Genomic DNA, 26593 nt, shown 5'->3' on the forward strand with positions numbered 1-26593 from the left:
TCTTCTCAATAAGAAGTAAGGGCTTAAGCTATTTTATTCGCTTTTATTGCTCATTCTAGGTACCATCAATTATGAAGAAAGCATTGAATCTATTTGGAGGCGATTTTTTGAGGAAATTTGATTATGAGCTGATCGATGTGTTTACAGATGAGCCATTTGGCGGGAATCAATTAGCCGTTTTTAAAGATGCGGCGAAGTTAACAGACGAAGAAATGCAGCGAATCACCAGTGAATTGAACTTATCAGAGGCAACCTTTATCACCAGTGCAGCGCAAGACAAAGCGACGGTGAGAATCTTTACTCCGAATCGAGAAGTGCCGATTGCGGGTCACCCGACAATTGGTACAGGGTATGTGTTGGCAAGAGATGGACTGATCCAAACGGTTGAGGGTGAGAATTCTTATCTATTCAAAGAACTGGTAGGCGAGATTCCAATAAAACTATATAAAAAGCATGGGGAAATTGAAACTGTTGAGATGATCCAGCCACTTCCTGATTTCAAAGCTGTTATTGCAGATAAAGAGTCTGTTAGTGCGCTGCTATCAATTGATGCCATAGACATTTCAGATAGGTCTCCCATGCAGATTGTTTCTGCAGGAGTGCCGTTTCTATTTGTCCCGATCAAGGATTCAGCTGCAATGAAGCAAATAAAATTTAGACAAGATGTTTGGGAAAAAGAATTTTTAGCCAAAGGATGGGAAGTGGACATCTTCGCGTTTTCACTAGAAACGCTGGATAAGAAGGCAACGGTCCACAGCCGGATGTTTGGTCCAACGATGGGGATTTCAGAAGACCCAGCTACTGGTGCAGCTAGTGGCCCTTTAGGTGCTTACTTAGTCCATTATGGGCTAGTTTCTGAAGAATCAGAAGGAAACTATTTAATAATCAGCGAACAGGGAATCGAAATCGAGCGGCCAAGTCAGATCAGGATAACCGTAGAAAGCAAAGAAGGAAAGATAAACCATGTTAGTATTGCTGGCTCGTCAGTAGATATCGGGTATGGGACGATCGTATTAAAGGAATAGGATAAATATAATAAGCCTTCGTAATCACTGATTTATCAATGGTTATGAAGGTTTATTTCATTTTTATCTTTACAAAAGAGATCAGAACGTATTGACAGGCTAACGATTGTTCGCTAAACTATAAAAAAGGGAACGATCGTTAGCTAAAGTTCGAAAGGAGAGCACAATGAACCTCTATTTTGGTGATGCAATCAGCATCAAAACAACTGTTTTACTAGTGATTTTTCTAGTCTTTCTTGGTGGGATAGTAAAGAAGAGGGCAGAAGTTCGTCATTGGGGACGGTTTGTACTAGGTATTTGTTTGGTCGGTTTGTCTATTTGTATTTTAGGAGCGACCAGAGATGGCCTGCACTTCACCGTTCAGCAGGCGATTGATGGTTCAGTTGAGCCAGGTCTTTTTCCGTTAGTTAGTGCACAAACGATTGTTGGAGCAGCCTTAGGAATCGTGATTGTCATTTCGGCTATTCTTTGTCTATTTTTGAAAAAGCAGCGTGCTAGAGAAGCCTTGTTTTTCATTATAGCGGGGAGCATACTTTTAAAAATTGTTATGATCGAAGCATCCAGAATCATGCTCGTTCTCGCTTCAGCAAATCTATTTTTATAGGAGGAAGTTATGTCAAAGCAAAATACAAAGGAAAAAATATTACTTTCTGCTCTAGAACTCTTTTCAACAAAGGGCTATGAAGGAACCTCGGTCCGGGACCTTGCGAGAGCAGTTGGCATACGAGAAAGCTCGCTTTACAAGCATTTTAAGAATAAGCAAGCGATATTTGATGCGATCTTAGCGTACATGGAGAGCTATCACAATGAAAAAATGAAGGAAATGGCGATGCCGTTAGGACGATTTGAAGAAATAGCAGGTGATTACAGTGAGCTTTCACTCGATCATTTGTATCAAATCAGCTCAGCATTATTTTTAATGAGCTTCAAAGATACGGTGGAAATTCAATTCAGACGCATGCTGACAATTGAACAATTTTCAAATCCGGAAATAAAAGCAAGCTACAAAAAATATTTTATCTCTGATATTTTACACTATCAAACGATGCTTTTTTCCGAAATGATCCAGCAAGGGCGCTTTATCGAGTGTGACCCAAAAGTTCTTGCTCTACAGTTTTACTCACCGATTTACACCTTACTTGCTTTATACGAGGGACAGCTGGAGAAAGAAGAAGAGGCGCTAGCCATTCTAAAGGAACACATTTTTCAATTTGATAAAAGATACAGCAGTGAAGGGAAGTGAAGAGTATGAATACGTTGATTGTCTATGCATCGCAAAAAGGCAGCACTGCCGATTGTGCTCACTACTTGAAGGAGCAATTGACGGGAGAAGTCACTGTGGTGAATGTGAAGGAGAAGATCCCCAAGCTGGATGAGTTCGATACGATCATAGTCGGCGGGTCTGTTCATATGATGAAGATCCAGAGAAAGATTGCCTCTTTTTGCAGTCGCTATAAAAAACAGCTGCTTGAGAAGAAGCTTGGATTATTTGTTTGCTGCTATACCACAGAGGGGGATGCCAAATTTTTTGACACCTTTTTTGATCAACGGTTGTTGACCCATGCTAAAATTACTAGTATTTTTGGTGGGGAAATGAGGTACGATAAATTGAACTTCGCCTACCGCAAGCTGTTTCAATCGTTGAACAAAATTGAAGATTTTCGCAAGGAGTTTGTGGAACCAGAAATTAACTATGAAGAGATAGCTAGATTTGCGCAAGCCATCAATGGATAAGAAATGAAAGAAAGAACAAAGGTATAAATTACTGCCTTTGTTCTTTCTTTATACAACGTGGATGGCAGGATTCGAACCTACACCTCGTATTAAAATGAAACAAACCGTCGTTTTCAGTCCCACTTCTGAGTCTAAACACCAAGTTCATCCACAAGAAGACTCTACGATAGTTAGCTTATAGAAAGCTTAAAAGGGTGGTAAGAAATTTTTAAGACTCAAAGGTTCGAATTAAAACGATCGAGAAGCGCTGCTTCTCGATCGTTTTTTGCTAATCATAGTCTTCAATCTCAGCTTTTTCCTGCTCAAAATCAATAAACAGTTGAAAGCCATTGTCATCTTTGTCTTGATCCCAGATTTCTACCAATTTGGGTACCACTTCGATTAGAATTTCACTGTCCTTGTGAGGATAGGCATTGTAGCTCTTTTCCCAGTGTTTTTGATACAAGGTTTGAAAAGAGCGGTCCTCTTGGTCGACAACTAATCCATGATTAATGGCGATGCCTTCGATCTGAACGCCCCAGTGACAGATCGCCACTTGGGGATTTTCAAGCAACTGTTTGGTTTTCCGAAAGTTCTTATCTGTTTTGAATAAGATTTTCTGATCATGGATGATGACGCTGACATTCCGAACCATGACATGATCATTCAGGCTGGTAGCCAGAGCCATGATCTTTTTCTGCCCCAGCTTTTGATAAAATTGCTCAACGGCTTCATTAAATTCCACTATAAAAACTCCCGTCTAAGAAAAATTGCTCGCAGGCGATCCAGAGAAAAATAGACGACTGCGGTAGTGACGCCGTATTTGATCAAATTAAACGGTATGATCCCGATTATGACTAATTTCCACACGCTGTCTACCATCGGATTGACTGCTTGGGTCATCGCGATAATCGCTTCCATCGACAAGCCATACAGCTTCGTGTAAAAAGGGATGATAAAATATACATTTGATAAGCAGGCAACAAAAGTCACAACAGCAGTACCGGCTAACATGCCCTTTAAGGCGGATCCCTTGTTCATTGAACGCTGATAGATCCAACTAGCGGGTAAAATAAAGCTGACACTCAAAAGAAAGTTTTGGATTTCTCCAGTAAACATCGAAGCCGTTCCGACTGTGGCTAGTTTGATCATGAGTTTGATCAATACGATGAAGATACCCGAAACAGGTCCCAGCAGAAACGTTCCTAATAATTCAGGAACACCCGCCAAATCAAAATCCATAAACGGCGGCATGAACGGCAGCGGGAACTTGAAGAGCATCAACACATAGGAGAGCGCCCCAAAAATCGCGATCATCACTAATTTTCTTGCAGTAAATTTCATTTCAACACACCTTTCTTAAAACATAAAAAAGAACCTTACAACAACATTTGCAAGGCACAGTCAAAGTAGAAAAAGGGTGTATTGATTCGTCAAATAGCGTTTGTTATCTGAACGATCAACAAACACACGCTTTTCTTCTTCCATCCAGACTGTACTGTCGGTCTCAGAATTGCACTGAGTCAGCCAAAAGGCTCGCGGACTATCACCGCCGGTCGGGAATTAAACCCTGCCCTGAAGAACTTATTGTGTTTATTTTCACATGTTTTTAATCCAAATGCAAGCGTTTTTTATGTCTGAATTCAGATAAGTTGGATTTTTACGGAAGAAATGGCTAACGATAAATCATGTTCCAATACGCCTCATGGTCGTTTACTTCCTTGAGCTTTTCCCAGCCTTCCTTTTCATAAAAAGTCAAAGCCGGGGTGTTTTGTGATACGCATTTCAAACTCATCGGACGTTTTAACTGCTGTTTGGCTTTTTCCAAGAGCTGGTGTCCCGTTCCTTGTCCTTTAAAATAAGTGTCGACAAATAAGCAATGAATGAAATTATCTGGCAGATAGAAGGAAATGAAGCCAAGAATTGTTTTATCTGCCTCTGCGACAAAAATCGATTCGTCCTTTGTATCGCGGTCGAAATCTGTTAGGTGCATTTGTTTCGGATCACTCCAATAAAAGGTTTTTTGGCGACTTTCCAAGTAAAGCTTCCGCAGTCTTGGCTTATCCTGTGGTGTCATTTCGCGAATCTGAATCAAGCAAACATCTCCTTCTGATCATAAAAGCTTTCATTGATTAAAAAGCATTTTAACAGTTTTTTGATAAATCTCAACAGTTAGGCATGATCAAGGAGTGTTATCATACTAAATAATTAGAGCAAAAATACGTCTTTCGCCCTATGACGAAGTAAAGGAAATTCTGCATAATAAGGACATAAGATAAAAACACATCGCAAGTGGGAAGATCGAAATGAACGAAATCTAAAATAAGATGGGATTCTCGAAAATAGTGTTTTTGGAAAATAAAGGAAGAGAGTGAACATGATGAAAAAAATGACGAAATCACAAAACAATCGAGTATTGACAGGAACAATAGCGGGAGTCGCGGAATATTTTGGGATCGATCCTACCATTGCACGAGTGGCATTTGTTTTCAGCAACTTTTTCTTAGACGGCGCACCGATTTTACTGTACTTCGTATTAATGGCAATCATGCCAAAAGCAGAAAGCCGCAATCGATCTTACGAACGTCCGTATAGTCGTCCGGAGCGTCAGCCTGAGCGTCAACCCAAGCAAGCAGAGACAACTGCTGACGATGCGTGGAGTGACTTTTAATTAGAAAAACAAGGATTGTTTACCATCAATCTTACTATATAAATTGAAAGAGTGGGCTGCTAAAAAAGCGATCCACTTTTTTTATGAGTCGGGCAAGGGGCAGCAGGTGTTGAGAGAAAGGAAGAAAGATAGTCCTTTCGACCCATGACGATTAAAAAAGGAATGTGCATAATAGAGTTACAGAACATTTCGTTGAGGAGAGATTATCATGAATGAACGGGAAAAAATCTTAGAATCGATTAAAAAAGGCATCCTTTCTCCAGAAGAAGGGTTAGATTTGTTAGAAAGTCTAGGTTTAAAAGACACAGAAACCCAAACGAAAGAAACAGCAGAGGACGTAGTGGCCCCCGTAGCTGAATCAAATGAACCGATAGAGCTGGAAAAAGCTGTTGAATCTGAAGAGATACCAGAAACCGGAGCAAGTACAGCTTCTGAAGAGAGCTTCGCAACCGAAGAAGAACCACAATCAGAAGAGTTCACCTATGAAGAAACAACTGCTTCATCAGAAGTACCAGAATTTAACGAGACTTCTGAACAGGAACCTGAGATGGAAGCAGAAACCGTTGAAGAAGCGCTCCAAGAAAATAATCAGCCCTCCGACAGTGTGGCCAGTATGATTGATGAATGGGAGAACAAGGCGGAGCCTGAAACGAAGGAAACAGATCCCGTTAGATCGAAAATCGATGAGTTTGATCTGGCACTGCAAACCAAAATTGAAGCTCTTCGAGAGAAAAAGGAAGAGTTTAGGGAACTAAACCTTGAGGCTGAATTAGGAATTATCTCTGCGGAGAATGAAGTGATATATAAGCAAATGAAAATTGAGCTGAAGGAACTAGAGGAAGAAATCGAATTGCTGAAGCACGAACGAAAAGCAATCGACGAAGACCTTTTCTCATCTCCAGAGAGACCCTATGTCTCAGATGGCTTTTTTGAAGTACCTGATGATTTTGAGGAACAAAAGTATCGTCCGATGGATCGCCCTCAGGTGGAACCGAATGACTGGGCAAGCCGTATCGGACGGGTCGTAAACAAAGCGGCTGGAAGAGTCTCTGATAAAGTGAACAATGATTTTGATTGGAAAAATATCAATCAAAAATTTTACGGGACAGCCAAGACACACTTCAGTCATCAATTTACTTTTGAAGATATCGACGCGAAAACCATCGATATCAAGCTTGCCAAAGGAAAGATAATTTTGAAGACGTGGGAAGATGAAACAATCAATGATGTCAAAGTAGAAGCATCCGCAGCTTTGCTTGGTCAAATGGATGAGCCGGATCCGCTTGATGCATTCTTAGAGCGCAGCCGAATCGATGTGAACAACTACCAGATATTATTCCACGTACCAAATAAAAGAGTCGATGCGAAGCTAACCTTCTATTTGCCAAAACGACAGTACAATAATTTGTCGCTGCGCTTATTGAATGGAGACTTGATGATTGACGAGCTTGCCGCAAAAAATACAGCAATCCAGGCGACCAACGGGACGATCCTAATCAAAGAGCTCGATGCTTCGATGCTTGAATTTGAAGGAACAAACAATCAGGTTGAAATCCGCGAAGGTCAAATTTTAGACGCATCGATTGAGACAGTGACTGGAACGATTATTTCAAGAGCAGATGTCGTTCGATCGGAATATTCACTGATCAACGGGGACATTAAACTAACGGCAAAAAATGATGACTTGAAAAAAATCGAGGCACAATCGGTCAATGGGGACGTCAAAGTATCATTACCGCAAACCGTTGGGATTGAAGGTTCTGCTAAAACAGGAATCGGAACCATCAATTACCGCTTTGCCAATTGTGAAACAGTCCAGGAACGAAGCGGCGACACACAAAAAGTTTTGCATTTTCAACGAGCCGCAGGAGAAGCGGCCCAAATCGAGGTTTCTTCTAAGGCAGGAAATATTTTCTTGAAGGATTATGATAAATAGAAGGGAACAACCAAAAATGAGAAAAAGAATGACGAAATCACAAACGAATCGCATGCTGACAGGTACGATTGGAGGGATCGCGGAATATTTTGGAATCGATCCAACCATTGCCCGAGTTATCTTTGTATTCCTCAGCCTGGTTTTAGCTGGAATGCCAGTCTTCTTTTATATATTGCTAGCGCTGATTGTTCCAAGAGCAGACAGTCGCAATGCCTCTTACCAGCAAAGCTATGAGCGGCCTAAAAAAACAAAAGCGCAGCGTAGACGGGCAGAAGCAGAAGAAGAGGAAAATTGGAGCGACTTCTAGTCCAATAGCTTATGCCCAACAATGAATCACAGCGTTTCACAGGACATCCTTAGTTTTTAGGGATGTCTTTTTTTGTTCTTTTTAAGATGAAAAGTGAAAAAAATCAAACCAAACGGCCATATAGAGCATAATAAAATTAATGCTTCCCCTCTGTTAGATTGTTCATAATTAAAATCCAATTAATAATATATAAGTTCTTTGATGTTGAATTTAATAAAATTATTGCTAACTATGTTTGAAAAACACTATGTAGATGGATAGAAAAAGGGTAGAATAAAAATGATATGGGCACTTCCAAATAAAACACTACCGTTATTTTATTTGTTTTAGAAAGAATATTGTTAGTTTTGACGTAAGGACGTTTAAGAGCATAGTCACCATATACTCATATCAACTTTAGTTAATTTGGAGGAGAAAGAATGGATTTTCGCCAGGTTTTAGGAGTAAGCAATCGACGCAGATTAAAATTGATTGAGCTATTGTATTATAACCGAGATGGCACACCAAGTGAGAAGCTCACCAGTGAGTTGAAATGTTCATTACCGATTTTATTGAGTGACATTAGTTTGATAAATGCGCAGCAGAATAAATATTTTTTGGTTGAAAAGGACAATGGCTTGTACCAAGTTAAGCTCATGGAGGACATCAGTATTGGAAAACTCTACGCTGAAGCGCTGACTCATTCGCCAGAATTTCAAATCGTCGAGAAGCTGTTGTATGAGGAGCATGACAACATCAGCACTTTATCAAAATCACTGTTTTTGAGCTCATCCAACGCACAACGCTACTTAAAAAAACTAGAGCCTTCTTTAAAAAAGGCAGGAATATATTTATGTTATCGACCATTGCGGTTGGAAGGTGAAGAAAGCACAATACGGCACTTTTACTATCGCTACTTCATCGAAAAGCATTATTCCTTGAAGACCGTGCTGCCTAATTTGAATGATTTTCAGCTGCGGTCAATTGAAAAATTTGTACAGGAATTTGTTTCGATTAACGGTTTATACAAGAAGCATATTTTTCAAAAACGTTTGACCTACACGATTTTTATCAGCCTGTGGCGAATGAAGAATGGGCATTATTTTCCTGCAGAAGCCTTGCGGACAGAAGGCTTATTGTTGCCGGATAGTGAGACGATCATCCCTTTTAAAAGTCTAGTGTCTGATGTTTTTGGTCTATCACTAACGGATGAAGTCATGCGGGATTGCTTGTGGCTGTCCTATTCAGATGCAGTCGTCTTCAGTAAAGCCCACAGAGAACAGGCTCTAGCGGATAATTCACGGTATCGTCAATTGTTTAAGAAGCACCTGACGCTGACGAATGCGTTTATGAAATTAATGGGAGATTCCCCTGAGGAAGAACGAGTGCTAGAATTAACCACGACTCTAGTAAATGCTGTTTATCTTTATGATGAGAGGGGCGAGTTTGTCTCCATCCTTCGAAAAAATCGAACGATCTTTTTGAAAATGGTGGAGATCATGCATCAGCACGCAGTAGAGAAGGTCACAGAAATCACGAAAACCTTTGTTCAAACTTATGGCATCTATCAAAATAAGGATTTCATTACTAATTATGTCTATCTGCTGCTGACAGCCGAAGTCGATAGTTTGGAACGATTGGCTTCTCAGGATCAGATCCTTCATCTGTTGTTGATTTCGGATCTTTCGCCAACGGAAGAGGAATTCATCTCAAAGGTCATTACCCAGATTGTTTACGGGAACTTTGAAATCCATCACTTTGAGGACATTTGGGATGGCGATGAAGAGCTAATAGAAAAAATCCTAACCTACGATGGCTTGATTACCACCGGATCAAGGGAAGGATTGCCCAAAGAGTTTCCTTTAGTTTCGATGGATCCTTATATCACACCACAATCAATTGTCGCGATCCAAAACCTAGTCAATGAATTGTCCGAAAAGCTGTTTAAAAAATCCTTAGCAGAAAAAGAAAATTTTATGCGAGAAATGGCTGATTGAGGGATGACAGGTACTAGAAGATAAGAGCTTCTACCGATTGCTGAAACCTACGACTTAAAACGATTAAAGCCGAACGACCATATACTATCATAATGGATAGTAATAGGGGCGTTCGGCTTTTGTTTTGTTAAGTATTTTTCAAAAAGACTTTTATGCTAAATATTCAGAAGGCTAGTCAGTTAAGAGAGACTATCCCGCTTTAACTGTTTAAAAAAAGATGATTTATAGCGTTCATTTTCTCAAGTGCCGGCTTTATTCTTCTGCGAGAAATCGCACAGGAATGAATCATATCGAAATAGACGGCTCCTGCCGCGCGATCAATCTGAACAATGTTTTCCAAATTCACGACGTAAGAACGATGCGCCTTAAAGAAACGCTCGTCCAATTTCTCGATCTCCCCAAGAGTGGCATAAAAATTAACTAACCGAGATTTACAAATAAGACGGATCTTATGAGAAATATCAGTGGTCTCAAAGTAAAGAATATCCGAAAAGGGTACCTGGAAATTACTGTGCTGATTGCTAAAAAGAAACATCTCTTCCTTTTTCTCAGTCGCTTTAGTATCCAAAAGATTTTCGAAGCAATCAATTAAATGCTGCTTAATTTCGTCTATTGGACTGTCTTTAGCAATAAAATCATAGGCGGAAACTTTATAAGCATAAGTAATTGGTGCAAATTCTGAATGGGTCGTGATAAAAGCAATGACGCCATGAGGATCCATTTTCCGAATCTGACTAGCAATCTCTAATCCCATCTTCTTTTCGCCGTTAATCTCAATATCCAGAAAATAAATATTTTGATCAACCGTTTCTTTCACCTTTTTTAACAAGCTATCTGGTCTATCAGTAGTAACAATCGACTTTGCTGACCAACGTTTTTCTAGCAAGATTTCTCGAATAACCAGCTCCAAACGCTGTTGGTGTAAAATGTCATCCTCTAATAAAAAAATATTCATCTTGGAAGATCCTCCTTGATCATCAAAATTTGTCGAAATATGCCATCCTGATACTCTGTTTGTAACGAGAGATTGGTGTAGTTCTGAAGAATTGATTGGACAGTCGCTAAACCAAAACCTCGATTTTTCCCTTTTGTGGAGTAATCCTTATTGAAAATCTTGACGATATCAATGGATTCATCTGAACAAGAATTTTCAATCGTAAGTTGGATTTCTCGATTTTCCTCGTTTTTCAAAAAAACAATCGTCATAAAGGGACTGGCTGCTTTTTCAGCTGCCTCGATCGCATTATCCAACAAGATGGAAACCACCCGTACATAATCCAAAATCTCAATAGGCTCCTCTTGAATAATATCGTCAATCTCGAGATGGACCGAAATGTTTTTCTGAAAGGCCTGAATGATATGAGTCGAAAAAATTCCTTTTATCGGCAGAGTTTTTAGGTTGTTCAATTTTGCTAACGCGAAATGTTCATCGTCTAATACAATGCCTTCCGTAGTCAATACTCGCTTATACGTATCCTCAATGACCGTTAAATCCTTTGTTTTGATACTCTCATTTAAACTGATCAACACATTATGATAATCGTGCCGAAACCCTCGCAATTCCTCATACATCGTTTCGATTTGCTGGACATAAGAAGTAAGGTCAGCTAACTGGCTGTCCTTTAATCGTTGGATACGTTGTTTGTCGAGCTGCCGAGTTTTGATGTTCAAATAGATGATTAATAGGATGATCACAAGGATAAAAACAACGATCAGATATTTGCGAATAGGGTTTTCGTCTTTTAGTAAATAGCGTTCAATCCAATAGTTCCCAAATTGAATAATGCAGCAGAGCGTCAATAAGATATTAATGATCAAAAGAAAAATCTGATTCCAATTGTCTTGATATTTTTCTAGAAACGAAACACTAGGTCTAATCAGTCGCAATAAAATCAAATTACATACAATTGAAAAGATCGGTGATACTATCATGTTGATTAAATACATATATTGATCAAACACGTCTTCTCCGATGAGAAAAAGGATTGACGAGTTCATAAAGTAAGCAAAAACAACATAGGAGAAGGTCGTATATATTCCGAAAAACCATATCAAGTTAGTCGAGTAGTCTCCATGTAGTTTTTTACCGATGATTAAAAAATAAATTATAATTACCAAAAAAATCCAGTAATTAAAAAAGAGATAGACCACAATTGAAATTACTGGAAGAATTACCATCATCCTAAAAGGGATTTTTTTAGTTGTTAGCTTAGAATAGAGAAATAGCTGGCAAGCATTTTCTATGCACATTGCAATGAACAACGTAAAAAATGATACGCTATCCATTTCGAGTCATTTTTTTTAGTTTGGGGTTTTTGGGTTCATACCCCCAGATTAAACACGGATAACTCAACAATACAACTGAAGCCGCAACAAGAATCTTCGAAATGTTTTGCAGTAAATTAGGGTTGGTTTTGATAGTTTTCATAGTTTTTATAGCTCCTTTTATTTAATTTATATAATAGTGGGTGAATCATAACGATTTCCACTAGTAAACCCGTAATTAGTAAAGTGCTTATTTGGCTACCTGCCAAGAATAGAGATACACAAATAATGGATACAGCAGTGATTAAAGCCAATATTTTCTTCCTTCTTCGTTCGCTTATGCTAACTAAAGGATTCTTTTCTGTGTCCGCTGGTGCATAGCGAAAGACGCACCACAAAATAATCAGAGACAGAACTAGTATCCAAAAAGCAGGAAATGTAAAATTTGTTTTTTGAAAAATTAAAGGGATGCCCACGAATGTAACTATCCCGAAAATAGAGCAGTTAAGAGAAGATTTTGCGTGCCATCCATTAGCGTGCCATCTCAAAAGAACGTAGGCCAAGTTCATAATAAAAGTTTCAAAAAGTAAACCTAATAAAAAGGAAATAAGGTAAACCTGAATGCTTTTGAAAATATTACTTAACAAGATTTCTAATGAGTATTGGACGTTTTCAAACTCTTCCTCAGTCATAAAATTTTGCGCTCGCAATTTATCTAATATAAATATTGTGAAGTTATGTGTCATTCTTAGCTACCTCTTGTGATATAGTCCTCATTACTTTTTGATTGTAATCCATTTTGTGATTTACTACAATTCAAATCCCATTTACAGATAGCTATAACGCTTCTTGTTCTGTAAATAAAATCTCCTTCAATGATTGCTTTAATGGGACATATTTTCTCCTTGAGAAGGGACAATTGTTATTAGAAGAATCATCTAAAAAGTAAACCCGTCGTTCGTATTTATTGATTTCGCGAATAGTTAACAGGTTAACGACAAAGGAGCGATGACAACGAAATAACCAGTTCTGATCTGCATCTTCGTAGTTGTTCAAATCCCCTGTACAATAATGCGTCCCTTTTTTAGTCACGAAACATAAAGAATGATCTTTTGTGTCATCTACTGTGATATAGAGTAACTCTGTAGCTTGTATAATAATAGTTCCTGTTTTTGTTTCTAGAATAATCGGTGCTTTCATATGAAGAGACCTCCTTATCAATGATTTTAAAGAATTTCTTTCACTTTGATAAGGGGTATGTCGTGAATGGTCGGAAATCAGTCGCGAACGGTCACGAATTATCCTCAAAGGCGCTCGAAATATATTATGGATGCTTGGAATTAGTCCGATTTTCAAAATTTGAGAAGTCCGAATGAAGAAAATTGAGTAAGCAAGGGGGTGAAAAGGCAGCTTATTTGTTGTACAATAGCTGTTGTAATTAGTTATTTTATATAGTTGAAAGAATTGAAAGGTTTGGATTATTGATTTAGTTAAATCGATAAACATTCAACTGCTGCTATTCCGCTAATTAAGTCTATAATAAAAACAGGAGTTATTTTATGAAAAAATATTCAGGCCTATGCTTATTTACTGCTACGATATCAGCGCTCAGCTGTATGACCTTGGCGACCACAGAGCTTGCGAATGCTGAGGAAAATGTGCGTTCGACAATACAGACAGAGACAAGCACTGCAACCAGTTTGAGTACCGAAGAGAATACGGGTAAATTAATTAATTCAGAACAAACAACCAGCTCTGCCAATCTATCTGATGAGAATAATCAGCAGGGTAAGGCGGCATCAACATCAAATGAACTTGAAGAAACGAAAGCTGCACAAGCCGGTTTTTCCCAACAACAATTTGAACAGATTATGACTATTCCTAAATTAGCCGCTGCGGATCTACCTCCAATGCCGCGAGCAACAGGTCAGCAAAATTCTGTTGTCTCTAAAGCAAGAGAGCAGATTGGCAAGCCGTATGCCTGGGGGGCTTCGGGTCCTAACGCATTTGATTGCGGCGGGTTGGTCAAGTATGTTTATAAGCAGGCTGTGAATGTTGACCTGCCGATGGGGACGATTAATCAGGAGAAGTACGGGACAGAAGCAAGTATGAGTGATCTGCAGTCAGGAGATCTGCTTTTTTATGGCAATCGCGGCGCGACCTATCATGTGGGAATTTATATCGGCAATAATCAAATGATTCATTCACCGCAACCAGGACAAACGGTTACGGCGGTTGATATTAAATATTTTTATCCCAACTTTGCCAGAAGAATTCTAAAATCTGCTGGTACTGATCCCAATGTTTATCCTTCGACAGACGGGCAGGCTTCAAACGAACGCTTTATTTTTAGAATGTATAACAAAAATGATGGTCAGCATCATTATACGCAGTTAACCGGTGAAGCGGTCAATTTGATGAATGTTGGATGGAATTATGAAGGTGTCGGTTGGGTTTCACCTGCAACAGGTGCTTCTGTTTACAGAATGTATAATCCTAACAACGGCAGACACCACTATACTCCCCATGCTTATGAAAAGGATAATTTAGTAAAAGTGGGCTGGAAGTATGAAGGTGTTTCCTGGTATACAGGTGGAACAGTTCCTGTTTATCGTTTATATAATCCCCATGCGGCACCAAGAGAGGACAGCCATCATTATACGCCATTCGCTTACGAACGCGACAGCTTGGTCAAGGCTGGTTGGAAATCTGAAGGTACCGCGTGGTATGCAACAAGAGTGTTAAGCTAACTCAATTTATCAAGCGTCTGCGATGACGAAATCGCAGACGTTTTTTCGTTTATCTACCAACTTTTTAAGAAATGAATAAAAAAACTAGCGAAATATAGCGCGTTCAGGACTAAAAAACGACCGTTTAGGATAGTTTGGCTGCTTTTGCTGAAAATTACTCTATAGTTAAGTTATAGAAAAGAGTGTTCAGAATGAAAGTGAGGGAGCCAGCGGAATAATGAAATTTGTAGAACAGTTTGATGCTTGGGTATATCAAACATGGAAGAAATTCAAAGGCTTGACGGAAAAGCAGCAGCAATTCACCTATTGTTTGCTGATCCTTCTCGCTTTCTTTTTAATCAGCCTAATCAATGAACAGGCTGACAACAATGCGATGTGGCTGGATGGAAGCTGGAAAGGTCCATCTGATGTTTATTTGATTAAGAGCAAAAAAGACGAGTGTGAATACTGGGATATTAAGCAAAACGACTTTTTCTTGATGGAAAATGCCCAAATCGCTGTGAACTCATCAAAACGAAACATTGTACTAACAAAAAATAGCGGTAATACGGAATACCACATCATCAAATTAGATAGAAAACGAATAATATTGCAGATTTTTAACAATCAAAAGAAAATAAAAGAGCTGGGATTAGAGAGGATAAAGTAATTTTTCAATAGTAGTAAATAGACTTGTGATATAAAAAATCACTGAATCCTCAACTTTGAAGGTCTCAGTGATTAAATGAATATATGGGTACATTTCTTATTAAGGAATGTACTTTTTTTGTTTTTTAGCGCTAGTGTTTTAGATTTGTTCAGGGAGTGAGCACCGCAAAGTGCGCCTTCTAGTAAAAGAAACGCACTTTGTAAACTATAATGTAGTTTTATTTCTTATCATACCGCATTTAGTTTGTAGTTGGGACAGGGTCATTACTTCTAACTATGGAGATTCTTTTATTGAAGGTCTCAAAAGTTTCATAATCGATTTTTGAATCAGTGATTAAAAGGTTCACTTCATCCATTTTACAAAATGTTGAGCTTGAATCTTTAAGGAACTTTGTGCTATCAATTAGCGCAATTGTTTGTTTAGAATTTAGAACATTCAAGCGTTTATGCTTTACTTCCATAAAATTAAATTCAGAAAAACCATTATCAATCGAAACACCTGATGCAGAAAAGAAATATTTATCGATGTTGAAAGAAGTAGAGATATTGATGTCAAACTCATCGTAAACGGTATTTGAATTCAATTTAACTAGGCCTCCAATGATAATCACTGATATCGAAGGGTTTTGTTTTAGTACAGCCGCAGTCGATAAACCGTTAGTAATAACTGTCAAACGTTTATCCAATTTAGACAATAAACTAGCAAATTCAAAACAAGTTGAACTGGAATCAAGAAGTATCGTTTCACCTTCAACAATATAATCAATCGCTTTTTCAGCAATTTCTTTTTTTCGATCTCTATTTGAGAAAATCCTCTCGTTATATCCCAAAATCATTTCTGATAACGAAGCTTGGTTTTCTTTCTCTTTGTAGGTAACTCCACCATGAACTCTATGAAGGTCATCATATTTCTTTGCCAGCTTATCAATATCGCTTCTTATCGTTGGCCTGGAAACTTTTAACTCCTCAGCAAGTTGATTAACATAGACAACCCCCTTAAGAATTGCTTGATTACGAATAAAATCTTCTCTTTCAGTAGCTAACATACGCATCTTCTCCTTACAGTCAGTATATATGATTTCCGTTTAAAAAAAAAGATAAAAGAAAAAAACAAAAGGAAACTGTATGATAAAAGAAATATTTTTATCGTTTTTTTTCTTTTTTGCGTAAGTAGTAATCTCATTTAGCGTATGACTTAATCATGCTTATACTATTCTGTTAAGTAGAATTAGGACGTAATAACTAGAGAAATAGTTGCTTTTATTTACAAATTTCTTGTTGACTTATTCAATATGCGAAGGTATATTTAGGGTGCAATAGAAAATAAAAGCAAAAAAAAGAAAAATAAAGAAAGAGGTATTCAAATGTTAATCACAGGAAAACAAATGTTAGACGTAGCAAAAGCGAATCATTTTGCAGTCCCAGCCTTCAATGCAGGATCAGGACAGTTATTATCTGCAGTTATGGAAGCATGCGAAGAGGCCGATTCACCGTTTATGATGGCGATCCATCCCAAAGAACTTGAATTTCTTCGTGATAGCTTTGTCAGTCAAGTAATTTACGAAGCAAATCACACGAAGATTCCAGTCGCTATTCATCTAGATCATGGCGCTACATTCGATCAAGTGATTCATGCTATTCAATTAGGTTTTACTTCAGTAATGATTGATAGTTCGCATTTACCTTTTGAAGAAAATATTGCGGTCACTCAAAAAGTTGTAGAGGCAGCCCACGCAGTCGGTGTTTCAGTTGAGGCGGAATTAGGGACAATTGGAGACACAGGAAATACCGTTGAAGGCGGGGTAACAGAAGTCACATATACAGATCCTGCTAAAGCTAAAGAGTTCGTAGAGCGCACAGGGATTGATTCTCTAGCAATTGCAATTGGAACTGCTCATGGTATTTATCCTAAAGACGTAAAACCAAAATTGCGGTTAGATATTTTGGATGAAATCACCAAAGTTGTTGATATTCCGTTGGTTTTGCATGGTGGATCAAGTAATCCAGATAAAGAAATTGGGGAGTCTGTAGAAATGGGAATCGCAAAAATCAACATTTCTTCTGATATCAAAATTTCCTTCACTGATAAATTACGAGAAATTTTGAACAATGGAAATATGGAGATACGTGAACCGAATGTAATTTTTCCAGATTGTGTTGAAGAATCAAAGAAAACATCTCTGCACAAAATCAATTTATTCAAATCCAATAATAAATCAGATCTTTATTACGAATAGTCTCTAATCGATGGACTAGCTAGGAGGAGAACGAAATGGATACACAAGTTCAGCTATCAGAAATTTTGAACAAAGAAATTATGGCAGTTAACCTTCCGGGCACTACCAAAGATGAGGCGATTACCCAATTGGCCAATTTATTGTATGAGGAAGAATATATTTCCAGCATAGAATCTTTTATAAAGGATATTTACTATAGGGAATCTCTCGGTAAAACAGGGATCGGCAATTACATTGCCATCCCTCATGGTCAAAGTGAAAGCGTTGTCAAAAATGGTATTGCAATCGGAAAATTCACAAATGAGATACCTTGGGAATCATTAGACGATAAACCCGTGAAAATCATTTGTCTATTTTGTGTAAAAGCTGGAGACGGGGGAGAGAATGAGCATTTGAGGATGTTGGCGGCACTTGCAGGAAAACTTGGCAATGACACTGTAGTTGAGAATTTATTGAAGGCGGATTCTATAGATGATATGAAAGATGCTTTCTTATAGGAAGGAGAAGTAGGATATGAAGATTGTCGGAATAGCAGCATGTACAGCTGGAATCGCACACACTTATATTGCAAAAGAAAAATTAGTTAATGCGGCAATAAAAGCTGGTCACGAAATTCATGTTGAAACACAGGGGACTATTGGAACGGAAAATATTATTCCAGAGGAAGCGTTAAAAGATGCAGACGTGGCGGTCATTGCCGCTGATGTGAAAGTAAGTGGTAAGGAAAGATTCAAAGGGATTAAGATCATTGAGGTACCGACTGAAGTTGTCATAAAATCACCAAACAAGTTTATTGAAAAAATCGAAGAAATTGTAGAGAAAGGATGAGGGAGTAAATGGCGGAAGTGAAATCAAGCGGTAAATTATTTACTAATTTGAAGCAACACGCATTGACGGCGATTTCGTATTTAATACCGATTGTGGTTAGTGGAGGATTTATGTTAGCAATCGGGAGCTTGCTAGGTGGAGGAACCATCGAAAGTATCAAAGATTCTTATAACTTTTGGGACGTTATGTACACAATGGGCGGTTTGGTTCTAGGTATGCTGCCAGTTGTTATTGGTACTGGTATTTCGTTCTCGATTGCGGATAAGCCTGGTATTGCTCCTGGTTTTCTAGTTGGTCTTATTTCAATAAATATGAATGCTGGATTTATTGGAGGATTTATTGGCGGGTATATTGCTGGGTACTTAACGAAATTCTTGCGTGATCATATCAAAGTACCAGGTTGGGCGGAAGGCTTGAAGCCAATGTTGATCTTACCATTTCTGTCATCGATTGTTATCGGACTCGTTATGTATTTTGTTTTAGGGATTCCGATTGCTGCTATGACTGATGCTTTAAATAATTTCTTGCGTGGTTTAGATACAAATCAGAAGTTAATGTTTGGTCTAATTGTCGGAGTTCTATCTGCAGTAGATTATGGTGGTCCGATTAACAAAGTCGTTTTTGCGTTCCTGCTATCTCTACAATCAGATGGGATTAATGAGCCGATGGCGGTATTAATGCTGGCTTCTATGGTAACTCCTTTCGGCATGTCCATGGCGTACTTTTTCCAAAAGCTTTTCCGGAAAAATATCTACAATAAGATGGAAGTTGAAACACTCAAAACAGCTTTTCCCATGGGTGTCTGTATGATTACGGAAGGGTGCTATCCAATTATTTTCAATGATTTATGGCGATGCATTGTGTCAACAGGCGTTGGAGCAGGTGTTGGTGGTGCCTTGAGTATGATTTGGGGAGCAGGTTCACCCGTCCCTCATGGTGGTTTGTTTGCAATGGTCACTATGACAAATCCTTTAGCTTGGTTTGCGGCATTAATGATCGGTTCATTAGTAGATGCAATTTTGTTAATGATCTTGAAGAAACCAGTGGCCTATGATGAAGTCAAAGATGACGGAATTGAAACGGAAAAAGATATTGATTTGTCAGAAATGAAAATTAGTTAGGATGGTCAAAAAATGAGTGAGATTACTAAAGAATATAAGAATCAAGTAAAAGAGCTGTATAAAAAATCTAAGATCGTATTAACCGATGAAGAATTAGCTTCAATTGATTATGCAGATTTTAGCCTTAGCAACATCGAAGAAGAAGGACTAAACCTAATTTTATATGTTAACAACAATCGGTATTGTGCAAAAGAAATGGTCCTTCTGCCAAATCAAACCTGTCCAGAACATATGCATCCAGATTTAGAGAATGGACTTGAAGGAAAACAAGAGACTTTCCGGTGTCGCTGGGGAGAAGTTTTTCTTTATGTAGAAGGCGATGCACCTTTGGATTCTGATACGATCAGTGTGTCTCTTGTTAACGGTAAAGAAGATTACTACACTGCTGGCAAAGAGATTCATTTAAAGCCAGGGGAACAGTATACGATCGCTCCCAAAATAAAACATTGGTTTAAAGCAGGAAAAGATGGAGCAGTTATCAGTGAGTTTTCTTCACCAAGTTATGATGAGTTTGATGTATTCACTGATCCCAATATTAAACGTGTAATCAGAGACAGATAGCACGCAATAATTGAGCGCTTTCGATTGGAGTAGTATTTCCATGAAGGAAAGCGCTTTATTTATCTAGAGGAGGAGTTTTTGTGAAAAAAATATTGAATTCAAAGGAAACAATAATTGATGATCTAATCGCGGGTTTCATTGCTGCTGAAAATGGAAGAGTGGCACAATCAGATCAGAATTCAAGAGTGTTATATAGAAATAAAAAGATCGCAAATAAAGTAGGTATTGTTAGTGGTGGAGGAAGTGGTCATGAACCACTTTTCCTAGGCTTGTTAGGTGAAAATTTAGTCGATGCAGTAGCTATCGGAAACATTTTTGCTGCTCCAACACCTGGGACTGTCTGTGAAGCAATTAAACAAGCTGATCAAGGAGCAGGTGTAGTTTGCCTATTTGGAAACTACGCAGGAGACGTGCTGAACTTTGATATGGGTGTTGACTTAGCCGCGATGGAGGATATTTTAGCTATAAATATTCCTATTTCAGATGATGTAGCCTCTGCTCCAAAAGAGTTAAAAGCAGAACGAAGAGGGATAGCAGGAGATCTATTCGTAATAAAAGAAGTAGCAGCAGCTGCTGCTAAAGGCTATTCATTGGAAGAATGTGTACGGATCGGAAAAGAAGCCAATGAGAAAATCTTCTCGATTGGAGTGGGAATTGCTTCAGGTACAAATCCAATGAATGGGAAAAAGAATTTTGATTTAGCAGAGGATGAAATCGAGTTCGGCTTGGGTATTCATGGAGAGCCGGGCATTGAAAAAATGAAAATTGTCGGAGCCGAAGAGTTAACCAATAGAATGTACGATGTTGTGAAACAAGAGGTGGAGGAAACAGGCGAAAAAGAAGTAATTATTTGCATTAACGGCTTAGGATCAACCACTTGTTTGGAACTTTATATAGTTAATAATGAAGTAAACAAGCGTTTGATTAGTGAAGGCTATACAATTCACGACACATTGATCGGCAGCGTTTGCACTACCCAAGAGATGGCTGGTTTTTCGATTACTATTCAAGCTGTAACGAGCGAACTGAAAGAGTTATACGATCTTGATGCATACAGTTCTTGTTACTTCCATAAGGAGGATTATTAATGAACGAGGTGAGTATCACAGAAGGCCTGACCTTAGATCAAACAAAATCAATGATTTTATATGTAGCAAATCGGCTTATTACGAATGAAGAGTTTTTGTGTGATATTGACCGAAAAATAGGTGATGGTGATCATGGGACAGGAATGGCTAATGGTGCGAAGGCAGTTATTGTTGATCTTACAGCTAGTCAATGTATAGATGTTTCAGCAGTTTTTAAAAAAGCAGGATTAGCAATGATGGAATCCATGGGAGGGGCATCGGGAATTATTTTCAGCTCAATTTTTTTGGGCATTGGAAAAGCAGCAATGAAGACTGAAAGATTATCTACAACAGTCTTGAGTTTAGGAGTTAAAAATGCGATTGACACTATCAAAAAAAGAGGAAAAGCATCTCTTGGAGATAAAACGATGTTGGATGCTTTGATTCCCGCTTCTGAAGTGCTTGAAAAGAATACAGATAATAATCTGATTGAGGCTCTTTCAGAAGCAACAAGCGCTGCGTATCAGGGTGTAGAAAAAACAAAAGATTATCCGGCAAAATTTGGAAGAGCCAAGTTTTTAGGTGACCGTTCACTAGGACATCAAGATGCAGGAGCTACTACTGTCGCGATTATCTTTGAATCAATGGAAAACTATCTAAAGGAGAATGTGTGATGAAAATAGGATTTGGAGCAGATGAAAACGCTGTGGAATTTAAAGATGAGCTAAAAAAATACGCAGAAGATTTGGGGTACGAGGTGATTGACTACGGTTATTTCTTGGATAAACCTGTTGATTATCCATCGATTGCTTTTGAAGTCGCGGAAAGTATTGATAAAGGAGAGATTGATCGAGGCATTCTTTGTTGTGGAACAGGAATTGGTATGGCTATAGCGGCAAATAAAGTTCCTGGAATTCGTGCGGCTCAAATTACAGATGTTTATTCTGCAGAGAGAGCTCAATTGAGCAATAATGCTCAAATTGGTACTTTTGGTGCTTTTGTCCAGGGGATTGATTCCTGCAAGCTATTAATGAAGGAGTATCTTTCTCAGAATTTTGAACATGGGACTCGCTCTGAACGTAAAGTGAATCAAATATCTGAGTTTGAAAAAGCTCATACCAAGTAAGGGGAATGATTAATGCGTAAACCAGTTGTTGGAATTAGCTTAAAAATATATATGAATAAATTGGAGCAAACTCTTGGGTTTATTAATGAGATAAAAATGTTGAGCCGTGACGAACAAGATGTTGATCTTTTGGTTTTTCCTAGTATGGGAACCTTAAGGGAAGTTGGAAAAATACTTGAGGATACTTCGATCAAGTATGGGGCACAAAATATTGCATTTTTATCGAATGGAGCACTAACAGGGGAGTTTTCCATTGAATCATTAATTGACATGAACGGAAGTATTGTTGAATTGGGACATGCTGAGCGCCGCAAATATTTCCATGAGACTGATGAGATGATTAATCAAAAGATGAAGTTGGCTTTTGAAAACAATCTTGTACCGGTTCTATGTATCGGAGAACGTGAAGAAGAAAAGGAACGGGTAGAAGAGCATTTAAAGTATCAAATTAGGATGGCTCTAAAGGATATTTCAAAAACGAAATTGAAAGAATTGATTATTGCTTATGAACCAGTCTGGGCGATTGGAAAAGCTCAGGCAGCTTCTCCTGAATATGTTCATAGTATCCACACAGTTATTCGCAGCATTTTAACTGCTGAATATGGTTCCGAGGTGGCAGAAAGTGTTCGACTCATCTATGGAGGTTCTGTTAGTCAAAACAATACGGAAGAAATAATCAGAAATATTGATGTAGATGGTGTTTTCGTAGGTAGATTTGGTCATGATCCAAAACAGTTTGGAAACATCATAGAGCAGGTGAGAACAGTAAAGAGGTAAACGATTGATTTTGATACGGTGATTATTGATGAAATAAAGCGAATAAATGATGTTGGATTAGTAGGAGAGTGACTACTGATCCAACAATTAGTGCAAAAGAGAATTTTTCAAGATCCAGTAAAAATTTCAAAATCATCAAATTTTAAGGCATGAAAAAGGAGGGCTCACAATGGAAAAACGTAAACCTATCGTTGTGATGAGTTGGGCGATGAGACAAAATACAAAAAAAGACGCAACAGAATTTGCACAGGAGTTAGTTGAGCTCCTAGGAACAAACGAACTGACAGAAAAAATTCTATTTCCATCAATGGGAGTGATTAGTCATGTATCTGGCCTCATTAAAAACTCATCGATTGGGTTGGGAGCTCAAAATATCTGTTATGAAGAGGCAGGAATGTTTTCAGGAGAGTACTCTATTGATTCTTTGATTGACGAGAATGGCTCATATGTCGAATTGGGACATTGGGAAAGACGAACCCTCTTTCATGAAAGTGACGAATTGATCAATAAGAAGATGCTGTTGACTTTAAAGAAAGGATTGGTCCCGATCTTATGCATTGGCGAAAGAGAAAAGACAGAAGATTTGGATTATATTCAGATTGAACTATATCGTCAGTTAGTGAACAGTTTTATATTGGTAAATCCAGAAGATGCTACAAAAGTCATTATCGCGTACACTCCTATTTGGACAGTTAGTCAAACAAAAGCCGCTAATGTTCCGCACATTCATAAGGTTTGTGGAATTATACGAGGAATCATTACTAAACTATATGGACACGAAGTTGCTGAAAAAGTTCGTATCATTTATGGAGGATCAGTAAGTCCGAATAATGCAAAACTGATCGTTCAAAGTAAGAACGTAGACGGTGTTTTTGTTGGGCGTTTTGGAAGTAATCCCAAACGATTAGCTGAAGTAGTGAAAGAAGTTGAAGAGAATAATCAAAAAGAGTTCAATTTTCAAGAATAGCTAGCTATTCTTGAAAAATTGTAGTGATGTGGACAATTTTTGCATTTTTTGGGAGAAATGAAATATATGAAAAGATATATATTGGAGAATGATCACATCCTTATAGAGTTTATTAATCTTGGGGGATGCATAACTAAGATGATAAAAAAATCAAGTGGTACAAATTATGTTATTGCACTGGATGATCGTGAAAACTATAAAAGTAATCCTTACTATCTCGGTGCAATAATAGGAAGAAATGCTGGACGAACTTATCCATCTACCTACACAAATTATTTAAATGAACACATTGTTTTAGATAGAAACGAGAATACGATTCATTTGCATGGCGGCTATCAAGGGCTTCAACATCAACTATGGACTGTTGATCAAATAGACCACCAGAATTATGAATTAACTTATAGTGATACTCATTCGGTATATGAAGAAATGAATTTCAAAATAATTTATAAGTTGGTGGACGACACTTTTAAAATTGAACTGTTCGGCAAGTCTAAGGTTCCAACTATTTGCAATTTAACCAATCACACCTATTTCAATCTAAATAGAGACAAAGCGCAACCAATTAATACTCACTTTTTAAGAACTGCACCTGCTGAAATACAATTAATCAATGAAAAATTAGTGCCCACCGGGGAGTATTCTGATATGAAAAATGCTTATCAATCCTTTGATTTTACTGAAATTGGTCGAGTTGATAAAGCTTTCGAAGGCCGTAATGAACTTTTGAGATATAGCAGCGGTGGCATCAATTTAGCTTATCGATTTCTTGATAGCAAATCTTCCGATAAAATCCTGCTCACTAATGATACTGGAGAAAACAAATTGTTGATTCAATCGAATCAAGATTCTTGCGTAATCTACACATTAAATGTAATTAGTGAAGATTTATCCATTAATGGAGGTATTCCGATCACCAAATTTGGTGGGATTACTTTTGAAATGCAGCGAGTTCCAAATTATGTACATCTTGAAGACGATGTTTTAGTAAATGATTATTATTCATTCACAGAATATAAAATCTTTTAAATTAGAAAGGGACCTATCATGAAGACATATTTGGGCATAGATTTAGGGACAAGTTCGTTAAAAATCATTGCAGGGGATGCTGAAGGAAACGTTATTGGCAAAGCTAGTTCTTCTTTTGAGATACTCTCTGAAAAGAAAGGGTATAGTGAAGAGAGACCTCAGGACTGGATTAAGGCGTTTGACTTAGCACTGAGAGAATTATTAGTAAATCAACCGAATTTAATTGAGTCCACAGTCTCATTAGCTTTTGCAGGACAGATGCACAGTCTTGTTTTATTAGACAAAGCAGGGAAGCCGTTAAGAAACGCGATACTTTGGAATGATACTAGAACAACTGATGAAGTCATATTATTAAATGAAAAATTTGGAGAGCACCTACTGTCAAAAGAAAAAAACATTGCGTTAGAAGGGTTTACTCTACCAAAAATTCTATGGATAAAAAAATATCAGGCAGATATTTGGAAAAATACATGGAAGTTTATGCTTCCAAAAGATTATCTTGTTTATTATTTGACAGGGAAAGTATATACGGATGTTTCTGATGCTGCGGGTACAATTCTTAGCAATATAGAAGAAGAGTGTTGGGACGAGGAGTTATTATCAGAATTATCACTTGAAAGAGAAAAATGTCCAGAAATACTGCATTCAAATGAATCGGCTGGAAAGATGTTGAAAAAGCTGAAAGAAAAGTTTGGATTTAAGAATGATATTGATATTGTAATGGGTGGAGCAGATAATGCATGTTCTGCTTTAGGAAATCTATCGGGTTTGGAACAAGGGTTAATTTCTGTTGGAACTTCTGGTGTGGTATTGAAATATTCCAATGAGGCTTCTGATCAAGTGGGTAAGTATCATTACTTTAATTCAGCATTAAATGGACAAAAATATAAGATGGGTGTTACCTTATCCGCAGGTTTTTCATTAAATTGGTTCAAAAAAGCGATTGCACCAACAGTAAGTTTTAGCGACTTTATAAAAAGAGCTGAAAGGAGCCCAGTTGGAAGCAAAGGCCTTATCTTTCTGCCGTATCTTTTTGGTGAAAGAAGTCCTTATTTTAATGCAAAAATGACTGCAGAATTCAAGAATCTTCAGGCAAGCCATGATGAAAATGATATGATTCGATCAATTATGGAAGGCGTTGCCTTTTCGCTTAAAAATGTTTATCAGAACATGGATGTGGATGATGAGAAATCTAAAACGTTTCGAATTACTGGAGGAATCGTAAAAAATCCTTTTTGGATACAAATGTTTTCTGATATCTTTGAAACTGAAATAGAAGCTTTAGAAATGGATGAAGGACCTGCATTTGGTGCATTGATATGTGCGATAAACTTTTCCGAAGGGAAGAGTCAAGAAGAAATATGGAGAAATTTTAACTCAGTCAAAAAAGTCTATAAACCTATAGAAAAGAATAGCAATGACTATAAGAAAAGGTATCGTTTGTTCTTGGAATACAGCAATTCAAATAATAGGAGAAATTCAGAAATAGAATGATTTCGGTGCTTTTAACCCAATGAGGAGCGATTTTTTAGTATGATCTTCGACTAATGAACATGAATGAATTATCTATTGGGTTTGTCAACTAAACT

At 37.8% G+C, this 26593-nt stretch carries 30 protein-coding genes, 1 pseudogene and 1 riboswitch; of the genes and pseudogenes, 22 read left to right on the forward strand and 9 right to left on the reverse strand.

The window, feature by feature from the left end; all coding sequences use genetic code 11:
• Positions 1-107 precede the first annotated feature (107 nt).
• The 4 genes from JZO85_RS18230 to JZO85_RS18245 all read left to right on the forward strand — a co-directional run bounded on the left by JZO85_RS18230 (position 108) and on the right by JZO85_RS18245 (position 2759).
• Positions 108-1025 carry a PhzF family phenazine biosynthesis protein gene (locus JZO85_RS18230; RefSeq protein ID WP_207109937.1) on the forward strand — a complete coding sequence of 306 codons (918 nt, stop codon included), beginning with the start codon at positions 108-110 and terminating at the stop codon, positions 1023-1025.
• 166 nt (positions 1026-1191) lie between these two features.
• The gene (locus JZO85_RS18235) at positions 1192-1629 is read left to right on the forward strand and encodes a hypothetical protein (protein WP_207109938.1); all 438 of its coding nucleotides are present in this window, start codon (positions 1192-1194) and stop codon (positions 1627-1629) included.
• A gap of 9 nt (positions 1630-1638) precedes the next feature.
• On the forward strand, positions 1639-2268 hold the full coding sequence (locus JZO85_RS18240; protein ID WP_207109939.1) for a TetR/AcrR family transcriptional regulator: 630 nt from the start codon (positions 1639-1641) through the stop codon (positions 2266-2268).
• A gap of 5 nt (positions 2269-2273) precedes the next feature.
• Positions 2274-2759, forward strand: a complete 486-nt coding sequence (locus JZO85_RS18245; protein WP_207109940.1) for a flavodoxin domain-containing protein — start codon at positions 2274-2276, stop codon at positions 2757-2759.
• A gap of 56 nt (positions 2760-2815) precedes the next feature.
• Here the strand turns inward: JZO85_RS18245 and JZO85_RS18250 are convergent.
• The 4 genes and pseudogenes from JZO85_RS18250 to JZO85_RS18265 all read right to left on the reverse strand — a co-directional run bounded on the left by JZO85_RS18250 (position 2816) and on the right by JZO85_RS18265 (position 4833).
• Positions 2816-2911, reverse strand: a pseudogene (locus tag JZO85_RS18250).
• 116 nt (positions 2912-3027) lie between these two features.
• Positions 3028-3483 carry a pyridoxamine 5'-phosphate oxidase family protein gene (locus JZO85_RS18255; protein WP_207109941.1) on the reverse strand — a complete coding sequence of 152 codons (456 nt, stop codon included), beginning with the start codon at positions 3481-3483 and terminating at the stop codon, positions 3028-3030.
• The gene (locus JZO85_RS18260) at positions 3483-4082 is read right to left on the reverse strand and encodes an ECF transporter S component (RefSeq protein ID WP_207109942.1); all 600 of its coding nucleotides are present in this window, start codon (positions 4080-4082) and stop codon (positions 3483-3485) included. Before JZO85_RS18260 ends, JZO85_RS18255 begins: the two co-directional genes overlap by 1 nt.
• A 128-nt stretch (positions 4083-4210) precedes the next feature.
• A riboswitch (FMN riboswitch) is annotated at positions 4211-4325 on the reverse strand.
• An 88-nt stretch (positions 4326-4413) separates the two neighbouring features.
• Entirely contained in the window at positions 4414-4833 is a 420-nt protein-coding gene (locus JZO85_RS18265) for a GNAT family N-acetyltransferase (protein WP_207109943.1), read from the reverse strand.
• A gap of 282 nt (positions 4834-5115) precedes the next feature.
• On the opposite strand from JZO85_RS18265, the gene JZO85_RS18270 reads away from it, so the two are divergent.
• The 4 genes from JZO85_RS18270 to JZO85_RS18285 all read left to right on the forward strand — a co-directional run bounded on the left by JZO85_RS18270 (position 5116) and on the right by JZO85_RS18285 (position 9628).
• Complete coding sequence (locus JZO85_RS18270) at positions 5116-5409, forward strand: PspC domain-containing protein (RefSeq protein ID WP_207109944.1); 294 nt, start codon at positions 5116-5118, stop codon at positions 5407-5409.
• A 208-nt stretch (positions 5410-5617) separates the two neighbouring features.
• A complete protein-coding gene (liaX, locus tag JZO85_RS18275) occupies positions 5618-7345 on the forward strand; it encodes a daptomycin-sensing surface protein LiaX (RefSeq protein WP_207109945.1) in 1728 nt (575 codons plus the stop codon).
• 16 nt (positions 7346-7361) lie between these two features.
• Positions 7362-7652 carry a PspC domain-containing protein gene (locus JZO85_RS18280; RefSeq protein WP_207109946.1) on the forward strand — a complete coding sequence of 97 codons (291 nt, stop codon included), beginning with the start codon at positions 7362-7364 and terminating at the stop codon, positions 7650-7652.
• 419 nt (positions 7653-8071) lie between these two features.
• On the forward strand, positions 8072-9628 hold the full coding sequence (locus tag JZO85_RS18285; RefSeq protein WP_207109947.1) for an AcpB/EbpR/MafR family transcriptional regulator: 1557 nt from the start codon (positions 8072-8074) through the stop codon (positions 9626-9628).
• Between the two features lie 199 nt (positions 9629-9827).
• On the opposite strand, the gene JZO85_RS18290 is transcribed toward JZO85_RS18285, so the two are convergent.
• The 4 genes from JZO85_RS18290 to JZO85_RS18305 all read right to left on the reverse strand — a co-directional run bounded on the left by JZO85_RS18290 (position 9828) and on the right by JZO85_RS18305 (position 13093).
• Entirely contained in the window at positions 9828-10583 is a 756-nt protein-coding gene (locus JZO85_RS18290; protein WP_207109948.1) for a response regulator transcription factor, read from the reverse strand.
• Positions 10580-11590, reverse strand: coding sequence for a sensor histidine kinase (locus JZO85_RS23455; protein ID WP_347401810.1), 1011 nt, complete (start codon positions 11588-11590; stop codon positions 10580-10582). Before JZO85_RS23455 ends, JZO85_RS18290 begins: the two co-directional genes overlap by 4 nt.
• A 440-nt stretch (positions 11591-12030) precedes the next feature.
• Complete coding sequence (locus JZO85_RS18300; RefSeq protein ID WP_207109950.1) at positions 12031-12639, reverse strand: accessory gene regulator AgrB; 609 nt, start codon at positions 12637-12639, stop codon at positions 12031-12033.
• A gap of 91 nt (positions 12640-12730) precedes the next feature.
• On the reverse strand, positions 12731-13093 hold the full coding sequence (locus JZO85_RS18305; protein WP_207109951.1) for a LytTR family DNA-binding domain-containing protein: 363 nt from the start codon (positions 13091-13093) through the stop codon (positions 12731-12733).
• Between the two features lie 359 nt (positions 13094-13452).
• Here JZO85_RS18305 and JZO85_RS18310 point away from each other — a divergent pair, with 359 nt between their 5' ends.
• Both JZO85_RS18310 and JZO85_RS18315 read left to right on the forward strand, forming a co-directional pair.
• Positions 13453-14643 (forward strand): NlpC/P60 family protein, encoded by a 1191-nt coding sequence (locus JZO85_RS18310; RefSeq protein WP_207109952.1) that lies wholly within the window; start codon positions 13453-13455, stop codon positions 14641-14643.
• A 217-nt stretch (positions 14644-14860) separates the two neighbouring features.
• Positions 14861-15292: a hypothetical protein gene (locus JZO85_RS18315; RefSeq protein ID WP_207109953.1), complete on the forward strand. Its 432-nt coding sequence runs from the start codon at positions 14861-14863 to the stop codon at positions 15290-15292.
• A gap of 238 nt (positions 15293-15530) precedes the next feature.
• Here JZO85_RS18315 and JZO85_RS18320 read toward each other — a convergent pair whose 3' ends face one another.
• Positions 15531-16337 (reverse strand): DeoR/GlpR family DNA-binding transcription regulator, encoded by an 807-nt coding sequence (locus tag JZO85_RS18320; protein ID WP_207109954.1) that lies wholly within the window; start codon positions 16335-16337, stop codon positions 15531-15533.
• Positions 16338-16655: 318 nt separating this feature from the next.
• Here JZO85_RS18320 and JZO85_RS18325 point away from each other — a divergent pair, with 318 nt between their 5' ends.
• The 12 genes from JZO85_RS18325 to xylB all read left to right on the forward strand — a co-directional run bounded on the left by JZO85_RS18325 (position 16656) and on the right by xylB (position 26498).
• Complete coding sequence (locus tag JZO85_RS18325; protein ID WP_207109955.1) at positions 16656-17528, forward strand: ketose-bisphosphate aldolase; 873 nt, start codon at positions 16656-16658, stop codon at positions 17526-17528.
• A 35-nt stretch (positions 17529-17563) separates the two neighbouring features.
• Positions 17564-18025 carry a PTS sugar transporter subunit IIA gene (locus tag JZO85_RS18330; RefSeq protein ID WP_207109956.1) on the forward strand — a complete coding sequence of 154 codons (462 nt, stop codon included), beginning with the start codon at positions 17564-17566 and terminating at the stop codon, positions 18023-18025.
• 16 nt (positions 18026-18041) lie between these two features.
• Positions 18042-18356 (forward strand): PTS fructose transporter subunit IIB, encoded by a 315-nt coding sequence (locus JZO85_RS18335; RefSeq protein ID WP_207109957.1) that lies wholly within the window; start codon positions 18042-18044, stop codon positions 18354-18356.
• Between the two features lie 8 nt (positions 18357-18364).
• A complete protein-coding gene (locus JZO85_RS18340; protein ID WP_207109958.1) occupies positions 18365-19477 on the forward strand; it encodes a PTS fructose transporter subunit IIC in 1113 nt (370 codons plus the stop codon).
• A gap of 12 nt (positions 19478-19489) precedes the next feature.
• Entirely contained in the window at positions 19490-20038 is a 549-nt protein-coding gene (locus JZO85_RS18345; RefSeq protein ID WP_207109959.1) for a D-lyxose/D-mannose family sugar isomerase, read from the forward strand.
• Positions 20039-20118: 80 nt separating this feature from the next.
• Complete coding sequence (locus JZO85_RS18350; RefSeq protein ID WP_207109960.1) at positions 20119-21126, forward strand: dihydroxyacetone kinase subunit DhaK; 1008 nt, start codon at positions 20119-20121, stop codon at positions 21124-21126.
• The gene (gene dhaL / locus JZO85_RS18355; RefSeq protein WP_207109961.1) at positions 21126-21779 is read left to right on the forward strand and encodes a dihydroxyacetone kinase subunit DhaL; all 654 of its coding nucleotides are present in this window, start codon (positions 21126-21128) and stop codon (positions 21777-21779) included. The genes JZO85_RS18350 and dhaL overlap by 1 nt, the downstream gene beginning before the upstream one ends.
• On the forward strand, positions 21779-22231 hold the full coding sequence (locus JZO85_RS18360; RefSeq protein WP_207109962.1) for an RpiB/LacA/LacB family sugar-phosphate isomerase: 453 nt from the start codon (positions 21779-21781) through the stop codon (positions 22229-22231). Before dhaL ends, JZO85_RS18360 begins: the two co-directional genes overlap by 1 nt.
• A gap of 12 nt (positions 22232-22243) precedes the next feature.
• Positions 22244-23008 carry a triose-phosphate isomerase gene (gene tpiA / locus JZO85_RS18365; RefSeq protein ID WP_207109963.1) on the forward strand — a complete coding sequence of 255 codons (765 nt, stop codon included), beginning with the start codon at positions 22244-22246 and terminating at the stop codon, positions 23006-23008.
• Between the two features lie 169 nt (positions 23009-23177).
• A complete protein-coding gene (locus JZO85_RS18370; protein ID WP_207109964.1) occupies positions 23178-23975 on the forward strand; it encodes a triose-phosphate isomerase family protein in 798 nt (265 codons plus the stop codon).
• 66 nt (positions 23976-24041) lie between these two features.
• Entirely contained in the window at positions 24042-25004 is a 963-nt protein-coding gene (locus JZO85_RS18375) for an aldose epimerase family protein (RefSeq protein WP_207109965.1), read from the forward strand.
• Positions 25005-25022: 18 nt separating this feature from the next.
• Positions 25023-26498, forward strand: coding sequence for a xylulokinase (gene xylB / locus JZO85_RS18380; RefSeq protein ID WP_207109966.1), 1476 nt, complete (start codon positions 25023-25025; stop codon positions 26496-26498).
• The last annotated feature ends 95 nt before the right edge of the window (positions 26499-26593 follow it).

The sequence above is a fragment of the Candidatus Enterococcus murrayae genome (genome assembly GCF_017315985.1).
Lineage (GTDB): Bacteria > Bacillota > Bacilli > Lactobacillales > Enterococcaceae > Enterococcus_A > Enterococcus_A murrayae.

What these genes read in the sequence shown, in the direction of transcription:
- JZO85_RS18310 (WP_207109952.1), top strand. Translation starts at nt 13,453, where the DNA reads ATGAAAAAATATTCAGGCCTATGCTTATTTACTGCTACGATATCAGCG.
- JZO85_RS18320 (WP_207109954.1), bottom strand. Translation starts at nt 16,337, where the DNA reads ATGTTAGCTACTGAAAGAGAAGATTTTATTCGTAATCAAGCAATTCTT.
- JZO85_RS18345 (WP_207109959.1), top strand. Translation starts at nt 19,490, where the DNA reads ATGAGTGAGATTACTAAAGAATATAAGAATCAAGTAAAAGAGCTGTAT.
- JZO85_RS18260 (WP_207109942.1), bottom strand. Translation starts at nt 4,082, where the DNA reads ATGAAATTTACTGCAAGAAAATTAGTGATGATCGCGATTTTTGGGGCG.
- JZO85_RS18315 (WP_207109953.1), top strand. Translation starts at nt 14,861, where the DNA reads ATGAAATTTGTAGAACAGTTTGATGCTTGGGTATATCAAACATGGAAG.
- JZO85_RS18235 (WP_207109938.1), top strand. Translation starts at nt 1,192, where the DNA reads ATGAACCTCTATTTTGGTGATGCAATCAGCATCAAAACAACTGTTTTA.
- JZO85_RS18375 (WP_207109965.1), top strand. Translation starts at nt 24,042, where the DNA reads ATGAAAAGATATATATTGGAGAATGATCACATCCTTATAGAGTTTATT.
- JZO85_RS18305 (WP_207109951.1), bottom strand. Translation starts at nt 13,093, where the DNA reads ATGAAAGCACCGATTATTCTAGAAACAAAAACAGGAACTATTATTATA.
- tpiA (WP_207109963.1), top strand. Translation starts at nt 22,244, where the DNA reads ATGCGTAAACCAGTTGTTGGAATTAGCTTAAAAATATATATGAATAAA.
- JZO85_RS18335 (WP_207109957.1), top strand. Translation starts at nt 18,042, where the DNA reads ATGAAGATTGTCGGAATAGCAGCATGTACAGCTGGAATCGCACACACT.
- JZO85_RS18300 (WP_207109950.1), bottom strand. Translation starts at nt 12,639, where the DNA reads ATGACACATAACTTCACAATATTTATATTAGATAAATTGCGAGCGCAA.
- JZO85_RS18270 (WP_207109944.1), top strand. Translation starts at nt 5,116, where the DNA reads ATGATGAAAAAAATGACGAAATCACAAAACAATCGAGTATTGACAGGA.
- JZO85_RS18290 (WP_207109948.1), bottom strand. Translation starts at nt 10,583, where the DNA reads ATGAATATTTTTTTATTAGAGGATGACATTTTACACCAACAGCGTTTG.
- JZO85_RS18285 (WP_207109947.1), top strand. Translation starts at nt 8,072, where the DNA reads ATGGATTTTCGCCAGGTTTTAGGAGTAAGCAATCGACGCAGATTAAAA.
- JZO85_RS18245 (WP_207109940.1), top strand. Translation starts at nt 2,274, where the DNA reads ATGAATACGTTGATTGTCTATGCATCGCAAAAAGGCAGCACTGCCGAT.
- xylB (WP_207109966.1), top strand. Translation starts at nt 25,023, where the DNA reads ATGAAGACATATTTGGGCATAGATTTAGGGACAAGTTCGTTAAAAATC.
- JZO85_RS18360 (WP_207109962.1), top strand. Translation starts at nt 21,779, where the DNA reads ATGAAAATAGGATTTGGAGCAGATGAAAACGCTGTGGAATTTAAAGAT.
- JZO85_RS18240 (WP_207109939.1), top strand. Translation starts at nt 1,639, where the DNA reads ATGTCAAAGCAAAATACAAAGGAAAAAATATTACTTTCTGCTCTAGAA.
- dhaL (WP_207109961.1), top strand. Translation starts at nt 21,126, where the DNA reads ATGAACGAGGTGAGTATCACAGAAGGCCTGACCTTAGATCAAACAAAA.
- JZO85_RS18340 (WP_207109958.1), top strand. Translation starts at nt 18,365, where the DNA reads ATGGCGGAAGTGAAATCAAGCGGTAAATTATTTACTAATTTGAAGCAA.
- JZO85_RS18370 (WP_207109964.1), top strand. Translation starts at nt 23,178, where the DNA reads ATGGAAAAACGTAAACCTATCGTTGTGATGAGTTGGGCGATGAGACAA.
- JZO85_RS18280 (WP_207109946.1), top strand. Translation starts at nt 7,362, where the DNA reads ATGAGAAAAAGAATGACGAAATCACAAACGAATCGCATGCTGACAGGT.
- liaX (WP_207109945.1), top strand. Translation starts at nt 5,618, where the DNA reads ATGAATGAACGGGAAAAAATCTTAGAATCGATTAAAAAAGGCATCCTT.
- JZO85_RS18325 (WP_207109955.1), top strand. Translation starts at nt 16,656, where the DNA reads ATGTTAATCACAGGAAAACAAATGTTAGACGTAGCAAAAGCGAATCAT.
- JZO85_RS18330 (WP_207109956.1), top strand. Translation starts at nt 17,564, where the DNA reads ATGGATACACAAGTTCAGCTATCAGAAATTTTGAACAAAGAAATTATG.